This window comes from Alkalimonas cellulosilytica (assembly GCF_036325985.1).
GTDB classification, from domain to species: Bacteria; Pseudomonadota; Gammaproteobacteria; order Enterobacterales; family Alteromonadaceae; genus Alkalimonas; species Alkalimonas cellulosilytica.
Window position 1 is genome coordinate 165725 of record NZ_JAUHLI010000009.1, and the last position, 13842, is coordinate 179566.

Here is a 13842-nt window from a genome sequence, read left to right on the forward strand (position 1 = left end):
CTGTTGTCAGCCCTGCCTGGCCCGATAGCGGGCAAAAAACAGCATAATGGAATGCATGGCCTGTTGACGGATAGGTGCGTGCTCCAGCAGCAGCTCGTGCTTCGCGCCAGCCAGAACTTTCAGCTCCCGTCGCTCTGGTCGCTGAGCAACAAAGCGTTGTTGAGCTTTATTATCCACTACCTTATCATCCCCAGCTTGCAACACCAGCAAAGGCAGCTCAATGCTGTGGCCGCTTTCTGCCAGGCGGCGCATGACCTGATCGGCCGCCAGTAACCAGTCCAGCGTCACTCCTCCTAGTTGCAAAGCTGGCTCGGCTTCATACAGCGACAGCAGCCATTGGTACTGAGCCGGGCAACTGGTTAGCCGGTTGCGGGCAAAAGCTTCGGGACGATAATTGCCCTGGCCGGGTAGATACCAGCTTTGGGCTGACAACTGGTGGTTTAACCAGTGCAGCGCTTTGACAATGGGCATTGCGGCAGCAAAAGGGATGGGCCCGGAATAAATACCCAGCATGGGTGAGCACAGCGCGGCGGCGGCAAAGGGATGTTGCGGGTGGCGCAGCAGGTAATTGGCAAAAATAGCAGAGCCCATTGAGTGGCACAGCGCCAAATAGCATTGATGCTGGCCAGGGAGGACCACCTGTTGCATAAACTGTTGCCAGTCATCGCTGTACTGATCGAAATTGCTGATATAGCCTTTATGTGGATTGCTCAGCTCACGAGCTGAAGCGCCCTGGCCTTGGTGATCCAGAATATAGACACTGTACCCTGCTTGCACCAGTTCAAAAATGACTGCACTGTACTTGATGGCCATTTCGATGCGCCCTGAGCTTATCACCACCGCTGTGTCTGCTCCGGGCAACTGGTAATGACTGTAGTGCAAAGCCAGCCCCCGCTGGTTGTGCAAGGTACCATGCTGCATTTGTTGCCACAGCGGCTGCCAGTGTTGCAACCAGCCTTGCTGCACCGGGTTTTCAATCAGCGTCTGGTCACTGTTTGGCATTGCTTCGTTCCTCAAGTGGTGAGTGATGAGAAAACGGCAAGGTAAGCGATAAACACAATCCTTGTGGTTGGTTTAAACTGGCTTGCAGCTGGCCGCCATGATGTCGTATCGACTCCGCTGCGATGGCCAGCCCGAGGCCAAAGCCACCCGTGTCACTGCTGCGGCTGTCACTGACCCGATAAAATGGGGTGAAAATGGCCTCGAGTTCCGTAGCCGGAACCCCGCAGCCTTGATCGCAAATGCTGATATGCAGCTTCGAATCAACAACTTTCAGCTGGCACTGGATGGAGCTGCCCTCAGGGCTGTATTTCAGTGCATTACGCAGGATATTCTCTAGTGCCCTGCACAGCAGGCGCTTGTCGGCTCGCAATTCAATGTTGGCAGGACAATCCAAATGAATAGTTTGTTGTTTGTGTTCGGCTTCCAACTGACTGCTATCCACCAGCTCTTGCATCAACTCGGAAAGATCCAGCGGTTCCTGCTCAAACGGATAGTGACCGCTGTTCAGCCGGCTGTAGGTAAGGAGTTCATCCAGCAGCGCATCAACTTGCTCCAGCTCGTATTGTAAGCGCGGCAATTGTTTCCCTTGGCCCTGACGCTCTTCCAGTGCCAGTGCCAGTTGTGCCCGGGTTAAAGGGGTCCGCAACTCATGCGACACATCGCGGAGTAAACGTTGCTGTGCTTGCAATAAGCCGCTGATCCGCTCTGCCATGGTATTAAAGCCCCGGCCTAAAGTCCCTAGCTCATCGTTGCGTTTTGCCAATGCGCGACTGCGTTTGGACAGATCACCAGCAGCAAAATGCTGATAACTGTGTAAGAGCTCACGCAGTGGCCGGGTAATGGAGATGGCCAGAAACAAGCTGGCAATAGCTGAGATCAGGAAGAGACTGAGCAATAACAAGGATTGGGGCAGGGCGTTTAGTTGCCACCAGGGCTGCTGTGGGCGCTGTCGCTGTTGATACAATGCCAGAGCCTGACCTTCAACTTCGATAGCGATTGGGCCTGCCAGCAGCAGGTTGGAGTGATGCAACAGGCGTGGTTGTTCCAGATCGGATAGCTCAGTCAGCCAGTTGTGGTCAAACTGCCGAGGCAGCCCTGCCGGATTCAGAACTTGCTGTCGCTCTGGGTCGACCAGCAGCCAGCGGCCCTGGCGTCGACGCTCCAGCCGCTGCAGCAAATCTTCCAATGAGTGGGCGTCACCATAAAAACGGGCTGCTGCATGCAGTTGGTGCTGCATAGCCGGTGGCAATCGTCGTATCTCGGTTTGCTCCGGCAGGCCACGTGCAATCAGTAAGGTGGCCGCCACGGTAGCCAGGATCACCAACCAAAACCAGAGGAAGATTCGGCTGGCCAGATAGTGCAGCGGATTCTTCAGCATGATTCAGGCTCCGGAACAACACGAAAGCCGCTACCACGCAGTGTCTGGATGTATTCTTGCGCGCTGTGCTTTGCCAGTTTTCGGCGGATGTTGCTCAGGTGCATATCCAGGCTGCGATCATGCAGTTGCAGGCTGCGCCCCAGCACTTGTTTACTTAATTCTTCTTTGCTAATGACCTGACCGGCCCGGCGCATCAGATAATCCAGCAGTTGGAACTCGGTGGCGGTGAGCTGTACTGGCTGTTGCTGCACTGTCAGTTGGTGGCTGGAACTGTCCAGCTGCAGATCGTGCAGTGTGATGGTGGTTACTTGCCGCTCTTTGTTTTGCTGCACCAGCTCGATACGACGAAAAATGGCTTTAATGCGTGCGACAAGCTCCCTTGGATTAAACGGCTTGGCGAGGTAATCGTCGGCACCAAGCTCCAGCCCAACAATACGGTCAATTTCATCACCTCGGGCGGTCAGCATCAGCACCGGGCAGTTGCTGGTTTTACGCAGCTGCTGCAACAAACTAAAACCATCCATGCCAGGTAGCATCACATCCAGTAGCAGTAAGTCATGCTGTTGACTTTGTGCCTGGGTGAGGCCTGTGACGCCATCGTGGCAGGCATCAAAGGCAAAGCCATCCAGTTGCAGGTAATCTTTGACCAGCTCAGTCAGCGCGACATCGTCATCGATCATCAAAATACGGTTCATCTGGCTCACTTCTGTTGATTGCACTGGGAATTGACTCTGCTTTAGTGATCAGTCTAACGCCATCAGAGCGAGACGAACAGGCCTTTACCCAACCTTTACACAGCCTTTGCACTCCTTTGCATTCGGGCTGCTAAGCTGAAACCGTCAAGCAAAAGGAGACAGACCATGAAAGTAACCACAATGATTTCACTGCTGATGGCCGGTTCGCTCAGTATGGCAGCGGCGCCCATTTCTGCTACTGAACTGATTGCACAGTCCGTGACTGCAGAGCAGCAACCCCATGGTAAGCGTTGGCAGCATGGTGCTAAGCGTGTTGGAATGAAACAAGAGGGTAATCGGTATAACAGTCAATACCGCCGGCACGCTGCTGAAGGGCAGGGGCATCGCCAACTGGCGCTGACAGATGAGCAAAAACAGCAACTGCAGGCATTACGCCAGGCGCAGCGGGCACAGCACGGCGATCGGGCTGAGCAGCGAGCACAGCGGCAACAACTGCAGCAGCTGGTTCAGGCCGATAGTTTTGATGCCACTGCTGCTCGCTTGCTGCTGGAGCAGCGCCAGCAACAGCAACTGGAACGCCAGTTAGCCATGCTGGAGTTTCGTCACCAGTTCTGGCAATTATTAACCGCAGAGCAGCGCGAGCAGTTGCAACAGCGCTCAGAGCAGCGCCCCTATCAGCGCAGTCAACGACGGACTAATGCTGGCTAAGATCCAACTCTTTTAATTTCCGTGTTAGCGTATTGCGGCCCCAGCCTAAAAAGCGGGCCGCTTCCTGTTTGTGACCATGGGTGTGCTGCAGCGCCTGTTGCAAGGCAATGCTTTCGAGTTGCTGACTGGCTTCGTTCAGGATATCCATCCGGCCAAGCTTCAGTTGCTGCTGCATCCAGTGACGAAAACTGTCCTGCCAGCCACCTGGCCTTTCTGAGCTATCAGCAGCGGCGTGCTCCTGGGGGGCCGGGCCTGATAACTCAGGGGGTAAATCGGCAATCAAGACTTGTTTGCCACTGGCCATCACGGTAAGCCAGCGGCAGGTGTTCTCCAGTTGACGGACATTGCCGGGCCAGTCCAGCTGTTGCAGAAATTTTTCTGCTTCATTGCTCAGTTGTTTGGCTTCGACATTCAGCTCGCGAGCCGCTTGCTGTAAAAAGTGCCGGGCGAGTGCGGGTATATCTTCGCGTCGCTCTTTTAAGCGTGGCAGATGCACCCGAATCACATTGAGCCGGTGAAATAAGTCTTCCCGGAACTGATGTTTCGCCACCAACTGTTCCAGGTTTTGATGGGTTGCAGCGATAATCCGGACATCGACGCTGATGGCCTGATGACCCCCTACCCGGTAAAACTGGCCATCAGCCAGCACCCGCAGCAGACGGGTTTGCACATCCAGTGGCATATCGCCAATCTCATCCAGAAACAGGGTGCCTCCATCGGCCTGCTCGAAGCGGCCTTTGCGCACATTGGCTGCCCCGGTAAAAGCGCCTTTTTCATGGCCGAACAATTCGGACTCAATCAAGTCTTTTGGTATGGCGGCCATATTCAGTGCAATAAAGGGCTGGTCGCTGCGAGGGCTGTGCTTATGCAGTGCTTGGGCCACCAGCTCTTTACCAGTTCCCGATTGACCATTGATCAGCACGCTGATGCTGGAGCGACTAAGTCGGCCGATGGCGCGAAAGACCTCCTGCATCGCCGGGGCTTCCCCAATGATCTCGGGCAGCAGTTGTGGCTGGCTGGCTTTGGTTTTACGCAAGCTGGCTTTGCTGTGCTCCAGCGCCCGGCTCACCAGCGCCACAGCTTCATCCATATCAAAGGGTTTGGGCAGGTATTCAAAAGCACCACTTTTAAAGGCATTAACGGCACTGTCCAGATCCGAATGGGCGGTCATAATGATGACCGGGAGCTCAGGTGCTAGTTGTTGCAACCGTGCCAGCAGGGCCATGCCATCGGTGCCGGGCATGCGAATATCGGACAGCACTACCGCAGGCTGATGGTAGTCGAGGCGCTGCAACATCAAATCAGCACTGGCGAAACTTTCGCATGGGATCTCAGCCCGCTGCAGGGCTTTTTCCAGCACCCAGCGGATGGAGTTGTCGTCATCAATGATCCATACATCCTGATTCATACGGTTTCCTCTGTGTCACTGATGGGAAGATACAAGGTAAATTCGGTATGGCCTGGCCAACTGTCGCAGTCGATCCAGCCTCCATGCTGATGCAGCAGGGTTTGAGCGATGGTCAGGCCCAGACCGCTGCCACCAGGCTTACCGCTGACCATGGGGTAGAACAAGGTGTCGCGGATATCCGCCGGGATACCCGGGCCATTGTCGATGACCTTGATGGCAGCCACTAATTTATGCCGCTGGCCGTGCAGGGTGTGCTGATACAAAATGCGGCTTTGTAGCAGGATATGACCGCCTTGCTCCAACGCTTGTTGGGCATTACGAACGATATTCAGCAATGCTTGTTCAATCAGCTCCGGATCAAAGCGGAATACCGGTATGCTGGGATCGTAGTCGCGCTGAAAACGGACCTGCGCCGGGTTGTCCAGCTGTGCCAATTGACACACCCGTTCAATCACCTGGTGCAGGTTGGCAAATTGCTGCTGTGGTGGCCGGTAAGGGCCGAGCAAGCGGTCTACCAGTTTGCGCAGCCGGTCGGCCTGGGCAATGATCAGCTGGGTATACTCCTTTTGCTCGTCAGACAATGAGGACTCGAGCAACTGGGCTGCGCCACGCAGACCACCCAGTGGGTTTTTAATTTCATGTGCCAGATTACGAACCAACTCACGGGCCGCATGATGTTGGTGTTGCTGTACATTTTCCTGGCTGATTTTCCTTTGGCGCTCAATCTGGCGGATCTCCAGCAGCAAATACCACTGCTGTTGATGCTCGAACGGGCTTAAATACACATCAAGTAAGGTCGGGTGGCCGTCGTGCAAGATGGTTTGTACATCGCTGATGGCAAAGCTCGTCTGTTGTTGCAAAGCTCGCAGCAAGGGCTCTTTACCCAGTTCGCAGTATTGAAATAATTCTAGGAAGGGCTGATCACTCAGTCGTTTGGCACTGATACTCAGTACCTGGCTGCAGGCTGCATTGTGAAAGCAAATTTGCAGTTGTTGATCCAACACCAACACAGCAGTACTGAGTAGATCGCTCAGCTGCTCAGGTTGGAAAAGTACGGTTTTGTTGGACTCTGGTTCTGCTCCGGTCACGGTCAATCCTCATGCACCATTGTGGTGCATTTGTGATGCCAGTGTACGTTAGTCCGCTGAAAATTGCATCACAAATGCCCTATCTAGGGGATATCACCGTTGCTCTGTGCAAATAAAAGGTGATGACATCACTCTTTGCAATTTGCTTGCCGCTTTGATCCAGTAGTTCCATTTGGAGCTGATACTCGCCTCGATCCATATCGCGTAACACAAAAGTGGTGCTGGTTTGAGGGATGCCATAACGGCTGCCGTTTACAAGAAGCGCCACCTGAAACCCTCTGGTGAAGCGAGGTAAAACCCGACCTGTGACATGCACTGTGCCTGTGTTGTCGCGAACGGTGGCTTCTTGTTCCGGATTGGTAATTTCAATGCTAATCGGAGTGGATTTTTCTTGTTGCTGCGGTCGGAATGGTTCGGTCGTTTCCATCAGATTGACCCGGGTAGTCAGGTTGACCTCTTCAGCACCAGGCCTGGGGCTGTCGGAAAAGACCAGCACACCATTGGCATCTCGCCAGACATAGACTTTGCCACTGGCATCTACCGGCGTAGGCAAACAAAGCAAAAGTAAAAACACAAGGGTCAGTAGTCGTGTTATCACGGTGTTGGATCCTGTTGCTTATTTAGTCAAACTGTCAATGTTAACTGTACGCCTGTTTTTAGCATTTGACCAGATTTGTTGCGCAGGCAGGACCTGTTGCAGAGCTGATGGCAGAAAAAAGCCCGCCAGTTGGCGGGCCACGAAGATCATACCGGATCCATTAAACGCTGTAGTACAGCTCGAATTCCAGCGGATGAATCGCGATATTCACCCGACGCGCTTCTTCACGTTTGATGGCAATGTAGGCATCAATCATATCATTCGACATGACGCCACCTTTGGTAAAGATTTCACGTGACGCATCCAGCGCATCCAACGCCTGATCCAGTGAAGTAGCAACCTGCGGAATATTGGCGGCTTCTTCTGCTGGCAGGTCGTACAGATCTTTATCCATGGCATCGCCAGGATGAATTTTGTTTTGGATACCATCCAGACCGGCCATCAACTGAGCCACAAAGGCCAGGTAAGGGTTAGCCGCCGGATCCGGGAAACGGCACTCAATACGGCGTGCTTTGGCGCTTGGGACCATGGGAATACGGATGGAAGCAGAGCGGTTACGGGCTGAGTAGGCCAACATGACCGGTGCTTCGTAGTGAGGTACCAAACGCTTGTACGAGTTGGTCGATGGGTTGGTAAAGGCATTGATGGCGCGGGCATGCTTAATGATACCGCCAATGTAATACAGGGCGATTTCAGACAAACCAGCGTATTTATCACCGGCAAACAGGTTGACACCGTCTTTGGCCAATGACTGATGGCAGTGCATACCTGAGCCATTATCGCCAAACAGTGGTTTAGGCATAAAAGTGGCTGTTTTGCCGTAAATATCCGCGACGTTGTGGATGACGTACTTCAGAATTTGTACTTCGTCGGCTTTTTTAGTGAGGGTATTGAAACGGGTCGCAATTTCGTTCTGACCAGCGGTAGCCACTTCGTGGTGGTGAGCTTCCACCACCTGGCCCATTTCTTCCAGCACAGTACACATAGCGCTACGGATATCATGCGACGAGTCGACCGGAGGCAGTGGGAAATAGCCACCTTTAACGCGTGGGCGGTGGCCTTTGTTGCCATCGCTCATTTCAGCACCTGAGTTCCAGGCGGCTTCGCCATCGTTGATTTTGAAGAATGAACCGGACATATCGGTATGGAACCGAATGTCATCAAACATAAAGAACTCTGGCTCTGGCCCAAACAGCACAGTATCGGCGATGCCGGTGGACTTCAGGTACTCTTCAGCACGTAGCGCGATGGAGCGCGGGTCACGATCATAACCCTGCATGGTGCCTGGCTCGATGACGTTGCAGCGGATATTGAGGGTGCTTTCTTCAAAGAAAGGATCCATCACAGCAGTGTCTGGATCTGGCATCAAAATCATGTCGGAGTCGTTGATCCCTTTCCAGCCCATGATGGAAGAACCGTCAAACATTTTACCGTCTTCAAAAAAGTCTTCCGAAATTTGGCTCACCGGCACAGTGACGTGCTGTTCTTTGCCTTTGGTATCGGTAAAACGCAGATCGACGTATTTTACTTCGTTCTCTTCAATCATCTTCATTACAGATGCAGCCATGGGTTCCTCCAGTTGGTTCCATAGGAAAATTTTTCATCGCCCGAATAGATGCCAGATATGTGCCACTCATTCAGAGCCTTAAAAATCAAATAGATAAAACGTCACTAGTGTCTCTGCACTGCTATTGCGCACCAGTATGGTGCAGGCATTCTCCAGGATGGTGCATACCAGCCTAGCACATTTTTGCTGTCTGGCAGGGGGCTTTGGTTGGCTGAGGGAAAAAAATCCGACTTTTGTTCTTCTTTTGCGCGAAACAGAGTAGAATATGCGCCCTTATTTAAAGAGTTTGTTGTTTGCCAGGTGGTCACGTTGACGGTCACAGGGTGCCACAGAGGAAAGAGAAAGCATGAGCGTTACCGCGACCGATATTCAAAAACTACGTAATGTTGCCATCATTGCGCACGTCGACCACGGCAAAACCACCCTGGTTGATAAACTGCTGCAGCAGTCCGGCACCTTTGATGAGCGGGCCAAACTGCAAGAGCGCGTGATGGACTCCAACGATCAGGAAAAAGAGCGTGGCATTACCATTTTGGCAAAAAACACCTCTGTGCGCTGGAACGATTACCACATTAATATTCTGGACACCCCGGGCCACGCCGATTTTGGTGGTGAAGTAGAGCGGGTGCTTTCCATGGCCGACTCAGTGCTGTTGTTGGTCGACGCGGTTGATGGCCCGATGCCACAAACCCGTTTCGTCACGCAAAAAGCTTTTGCCCACGGTCTGAAACCGATTGTCGTGGTGAACAAAATCGACCGTCCTGGTGCCCGCCCGGATTGGGTCATTGATCAGGTGTTTGATCTGTTTGATAACCTGGGTGCCAGTGATGAACAGCTAGACTTCCCGATTGTCTATGCTTCTGCCTTAAATGGCTGGGCGACGTTGGATCACAGCGAGCCAAAAGAAGACATGACCGAACTGTTCCAGGCGATTGTTGATCATGTCTCGCCACCGGATGTTGACCCCGCAGGTGACACCCAGCTGCAAGTCTCACAACTCGATTACTCCAGTTATCTGGGTATTATCGGTATTGGCCGGATCAAGCGTGGCACCTTGCGTCCTAATCAGCAAGTCACCATCATTGGTGCCGATGGTAAAAAGCGCAATGGCAAAGTCGGTCAGGTTTTTGGTTACCTTGGCCTGGAGCGGATTGACACCACCGAAGCAACTGCGGGTGACATCGTCGCTTTTACCGGCCTGGGTGAATTGAAAATTTCCGATACCATTTGTGCGCCGTCTGCGGTTGAGGCTCTGCCTGCCTTGTCGGTCGATGAGCCAACCGTGACCATGACCTTTCAGGTCAACACCTCGCCGTTTGCCGGTAAAGAGGGCAAGTTTGTCACCTCGCGCCAGATCTTAGAGCGCCTGCAAAACGAACTGAAACACAACGTAGCACTGCGGGTGCAGGAAACCGAAGATGGTGATAAGTTCCGTGTTTCCGGTCGTGGTGAATTGCATTTGGGTGTCTTGATCGAAAGCATGCGTCGCGAAGGTTTCGAGCTGGCAGTATCCCGGCCGGAAGTGATCATGAAGACCGTGGATGGTGTGAAAATGGAACCCTACGAGCAACTGACCATCGACTGTGAAGAGTCGCATCAGGGCGCCGTGATGGAGAAAATGGGCGAGCGTAAAGCGGAGATGACCAACATGCAGCCGGACGGCAAAGGCCGGGTGCGGATGGACTTCGTGGTACCAAGCCGTGGCTTGATTGGTTTCCGTACCGAGTTTATTACGCTCACCTCTGGGACTGGCCTGATGTACCACAGCTTTGATCACTATGGAGAGTTCAAAGGCGGCACCATTGGTCTGCGCAACAATGGCGTGATGATTTCGAATGCCATGGGCAAAGCGGCCGGTTATGCGATTTTCTCGTTGCAGGAGCGCGGCCGGATGTTTATTGGCCATGCAGAAGAAGTGTACGAAGGCCAGGTGATTGGTATTCATAGTCGCAGCAATGACCTGACGGTGAACTGCTTAAAAGGCAAGCAGCTGACCAACGTACGGGCATCCGGTACCGATGAAGCCATTAATCTGGTACCACCTATCCGTTTCACGCTGGAACAGGCGCTGGAGTTTATTGATGACGACGAACTGGTGGAAGTGACCCCAGCTTCGATCCGTATTCGTAAGCGCCATCTGACTGAAAATGATCGCAAACGGGCCAGCCGTCAATCAGGTGCCTGATTGCTGCTCAGCTAACGGTTAAACTGGCTTGAAAGCCGGGAACTGCTGGTCAGTTCCCGGCTTTTTTTATACACTGAAGCCAAATCGAAGACCAAGGAGTGCTTTGGTGCAAGCCATTAAGTGGCGTGAGTTTATCAACGCCAGCTCGCAGTTCGTCAAAGGCTATATCGGGCGCTGTCAGCACGATCAGATTAATCTGGTGGGTGGCTATCTGGCCTATATTTCCCTGTTATCGCTGGTGCCCTTCATTGCGGTGATGTTCTCGATGCTGAGCGCTTTTCCGATGTTTGCTGAGTTTCGTCAGAGCATGGAAGGTTTACTCTATGCCAATGTAGTACCGTCGCGTGGTGATGAAATCAAAGATTATCTGAATGAGTTTATTGGCAATACCCGCGGTATGACGGCCATTGGTATTTCTGCACTGATCGTAGTGGCCTTGCTGCTTATCCATAACATCGATAAAACGTTGAATAAAATCTGGCGCATCAACAAGCGACCCCGACCGGTGATTTCCTTCTCCATCTACTGGATGATCCTGACTTTGGGCCCTATCCTGTTCGGTACCTCCATTGCGGTTAGCTCTTACCTGGTGACGCTGACACGTTTTGCCGAGGACTTTACCCCTGGCTTGTCCAGCTTTTTATTGGGACTGGTGCCTTATCTGATGTCTTTGCTGGCATTTTGTATTTTGTATCTGGTGGTGCCCAATACCAAGGTTCGGATCCGGCATGCTTTTTGGGGTGGATTACTGGCCATGTTATTGTTTGAGTTATTGAAGTATGGTTTCGCACTTTACATTACTCACTTTCCATCCTATCAGGTGATCTATGGTGCCATGGCCTTGGTGCCCATCTTATTCCTGTGGGTGTACCTGTGCTGGCTGGTGGTCTTGGTCGGTGCTGAGTTGACCGCTTACCTGAAAGACTGGGAACAGTTGCGAACGGATAAAGTCAGTGAGTCGGAGGAGTGCTGCGAATGAAAGCTTTGATACAACGGGTAAGTAGCGCCAGTGTTTGTGTGGTTGACGAACAAATTGCACAGATCGGGCAGGGCTTGCTGGTATTGCTGGGCGTGGAGCAAGCAGATACAGAGCTAAGTGCAGCACTTTTGGCCGATAAAGTCTGTAAGTATCGGGTTTTCAGTGATGAGCACGGTAAAATGAATTTGAATGTGCAACAGGTAAAAGGTCAGTTGCTGGTGGTATCACAGTTTACTTTGGCAGCAGATACCAACACCGGGCTCAGGCCCAGCTTCTCTCAAGCAGCTGCTCCAGAGCAGGCACAGCGGTTGTACCAACATTTTATCGAGCGTTGCGAAGAACATAACTTGATCGTGGCATGCGGCCGCTTTGCCGCTGATATGCAGGTCGCCTTGGTCAACGATGGTCCTGTGACCTTTTTACTTGAAAGCAAAAGTAATTAAACCATGACGATTCGTATTAGTTCCCCTCAAACTGATGCCGATTGGCAGGCGTACTTCCAGTTCCGCTGGCAACAGCTTCGGGCGCCCTGGCAGCAGCCTCCGGGTTCAGAGCGTGATGAGCTGGAGCAACAGAGTTACCATCGTATGGTACTGGATGGTAACAAACTGATAGCGGTAGGCCGGTTGCATCAGCTCGGTGATGGTAGCGCGCAAATTCGCTACATGGCGGTAGACCCTAAGTATCAGGGGCAGCAACTGGGTGCCCGTCTGGTGGCGGAGCTGGAGCAGCAGGCGTTTGCGCTTGGCTGTACTGAGGTGGTGCTGAACGCCCGCGACAGCGCAGAGGGCTTTTATCAACGGCTTGGTTACAGCGTGCAACAGCCGGCCCCCACCCAGTTCGGAGTAGCGCATTACCGCATGCACCGTTATTTGCGTTTGCCAGGGACTGAAGCAGTTTGGCAGCAACGCTGCCAGCAATTGCAGCAAAGCTGGCATCAGCAAATTCCGCTGAGTAGCTTTATGCAACTTGAGATTGCAGCCTTTGATGGCACTGAGCTTCGTTGTCAGGCACCGCTGGAGCCAAACATCAATCTGCACGGCACCATGTTTGCCGGTAGCCTGTACAGTCTGGCTACGCTGACGGGCTGGGGGTTGCTGCATTTGCAGCTGCAAGCGCTTGAGTTACAAGCGGACCTGGTGCTGGCAGATGCCAGCATCCGTTACCTGAAACCGATGCAAGCTCAGCCGGAAGCACGTTGCTCCTTACTGAGTGCCAAAGGGGATTTAACGGTCTTAAAGCACGGCAGGCATGCCAGTCAGCGCATCAGGGTCGAGTTGCTAAGTGCCGGTAAGGTTGTTGCCCTGTTTGAAGGGCAGTACAAAGCACTGTTGCCACGGAGCGCACCATGAAAGTCATCCTGCTGGGTTGTGGCTGGTTGGGACAGCAACTGTTGCCTGTTTTGCAGCAAGAGGGGCACCAACTGCTGCTGACCCGTCAGTCTGAGGCTGGGTTGGCAGAGCTGCCGCAAGGTGTGCCAGCCCAGGTGCTCAGCCTGCCGTTGTCATTGCCACATTCGTCCACTGTGCTGCAGCAGTTTCAGCAGGCGGTAGTGATTTGCGCGATTACACCGGGCTGGCGTAAACAGTCTGGGGCTGGTTATCTGGATAGCCTGAATTCTTTGGTCAGGTTGATGCAGGCTGCTGAAAGCCTGGCTTGCATCCATTTTAGTTCGACCGGCGCTTATAGCGGCCTGAGCGGTGAAGTGGATGAACAGAGTCAGTTGTTACTGACGGATGCTAAAGCACAATTGCTTTATCAGGGCGAGCAACTGCTGCAACAGGCTTTGCCAACCTGTACTTTGCGGTTGGGCGGCCTGTTTGGCCCGGGGCGACACCCCGGGAACTTCCTACGAAACGATGTGCTGACTGATCCGGATGCGCCGGTCAACATGGTGCATAGCAGTGATGTGATCGAGGCAGTGCGGGTGATTTTGCAGCAACAGGCATGGCCTGGACTGTACAATCTATGCTGCCCGGATTTTGTTTCCCGTAAGCAGTTTTATGCCAAGGCCCGGGCGCTGTTACAGCGAAATGCATTGAATGATGGGAACACTACGGATAGTCAGCGCAGAGTAGTGGCTAAGCGTATTCAACAGCAGTTACCTTTTCAATATCGCTATCCATCGGCACTGCAAGCACTGGAAGATAGGTCTTAAACACATTTTTATCAGCTTGCTGGTGACTTTATCCGACTTTTATCAGGCTTTTGTCAGGACTTGTTCCTGTTAAAAC

At 52.9% G+C, this 13842-nt stretch carries 13 protein-coding genes; 6 read left to right on the forward strand and 7 right to left on the reverse strand.

All coding sequences use genetic code 11. From position 1 onward, the window contains the following. Window positions 1-6 precede the first annotated feature (6 nt). The 3 genes from QWY20_RS10785 to QWY20_RS10795 are packed head-to-tail and all read right to left on the reverse strand — an operon-like array spanning window position 7 to window position 3075. Window positions 7-1002 carry an alpha/beta fold hydrolase gene (locus QWY20_RS10785; protein ID WP_330129020.1) on the reverse strand — a complete coding sequence of 332 codons (996 nt, stop codon included), beginning with the start codon at window positions 1000-1002 and terminating at the stop codon, window positions 7-9. Further along, window positions 989-2380 (reverse strand): ATP-binding protein, encoded by a 1392-nt coding sequence (locus QWY20_RS10790; RefSeq protein ID WP_330129021.1) that lies wholly within the window; start codon window positions 2378-2380, stop codon window positions 989-991. Before QWY20_RS10790 ends, QWY20_RS10785 begins: the two co-directional genes overlap by 14 nt. Then, complete coding sequence (locus QWY20_RS10795) at window positions 2374-3075, reverse strand: response regulator transcription factor (protein WP_330129022.1); 702 nt, start codon at window positions 3073-3075, stop codon at window positions 2374-2376. Before QWY20_RS10795 ends, QWY20_RS10790 begins: the two co-directional genes overlap by 7 nt. Before the next feature lie 165 nt (window positions 3076-3240). Here QWY20_RS10795 and QWY20_RS10800 point away from each other — a divergent pair, with 165 nt between their 5' ends. Then, complete coding sequence (locus QWY20_RS10800; protein ID WP_330129023.1) at window positions 3241-3783, forward strand: Spy/CpxP family protein refolding chaperone; 543 nt, start codon at window positions 3241-3243, stop codon at window positions 3781-3783. Here the strand turns inward: QWY20_RS10800 and glnG are convergent. From glnG to glnA, 4 genes are all read right to left on the reverse strand, one after another. After that, a complete protein-coding gene (gene glnG / locus QWY20_RS10805; RefSeq protein ID WP_330129024.1) occupies window positions 3770-5191 on the reverse strand; it encodes a nitrogen regulation protein NR(I) in 1422 nt (473 codons plus the stop codon). The genes QWY20_RS10800 and glnG overlap by 14 nt on opposite strands. Further along, window positions 5188-6279: a nitrogen regulation protein NR(II) gene (glnL, locus tag QWY20_RS10810; RefSeq protein WP_330129025.1), complete on the reverse strand. Its 1092-nt coding sequence runs from the start codon at window positions 6277-6279 to the stop codon at window positions 5188-5190. The genes glnG and glnL overlap by 4 nt, the downstream gene beginning before the upstream one ends. A gap of 79 nt (window positions 6280-6358) precedes the next feature. Beyond that, window positions 6359-6877: a DUF4124 domain-containing protein gene (locus QWY20_RS10815; RefSeq protein WP_330129026.1), complete on the reverse strand. Its 519-nt coding sequence runs from the start codon at window positions 6875-6877 to the stop codon at window positions 6359-6361. Between the two features lie 160 nt (window positions 6878-7037). After that, entirely contained in the window at window positions 7038-8444 is a 1407-nt protein-coding gene (gene glnA, locus QWY20_RS10820) for a glutamate--ammonia ligase (RefSeq protein ID WP_330129027.1), read from the reverse strand. Between the two features lie 346 nt (window positions 8445-8790). On the opposite strand from glnA, the gene typA reads away from it, so the two are divergent. The 5 genes from typA to QWY20_RS10845 all read left to right on the forward strand — a co-directional run bounded on the left by typA (window position 8791) and on the right by QWY20_RS10845 (window position 13766). Next, window positions 8791-10629, forward strand: a complete 1839-nt coding sequence (gene typA / locus QWY20_RS10825) for a translational GTPase TypA (RefSeq protein ID WP_330129028.1) — start codon at window positions 8791-8793, stop codon at window positions 10627-10629. Window positions 10630-10735: 106 nt separating this feature from the next. Further along, entirely contained in the window at window positions 10736-11608 is an 873-nt protein-coding gene (locus QWY20_RS10830) for a virulence factor BrkB family protein (protein ID WP_330129029.1), read from the forward strand. After that, window positions 11605-12051, forward strand: a complete 447-nt coding sequence (gene dtd / locus QWY20_RS10835; protein WP_330129030.1) for a D-aminoacyl-tRNA deacylase — start codon at window positions 11605-11607, stop codon at window positions 12049-12051. The genes QWY20_RS10830 and dtd overlap by 4 nt, the downstream gene beginning before the upstream one ends. 3 nt (window positions 12052-12054) lie before the next feature. Beyond that, the gene (locus QWY20_RS10840) at window positions 12055-12960 is read left to right on the forward strand and encodes a bifunctional GNAT family N-acetyltransferase/hotdog fold thioesterase (RefSeq protein WP_330129031.1); all 906 of its coding nucleotides are present in this window, start codon (window positions 12055-12057) and stop codon (window positions 12958-12960) included. After that, window positions 12957-13766 (forward strand): Rossmann-fold NAD(P)-binding domain-containing protein, encoded by an 810-nt coding sequence (locus QWY20_RS10845; protein ID WP_330129032.1) that lies wholly within the window; start codon window positions 12957-12959, stop codon window positions 13764-13766. The genes QWY20_RS10840 and QWY20_RS10845 overlap by 4 nt, the downstream gene beginning before the upstream one ends. Window positions 13767-13842: the final 76 nt, after the last annotated feature.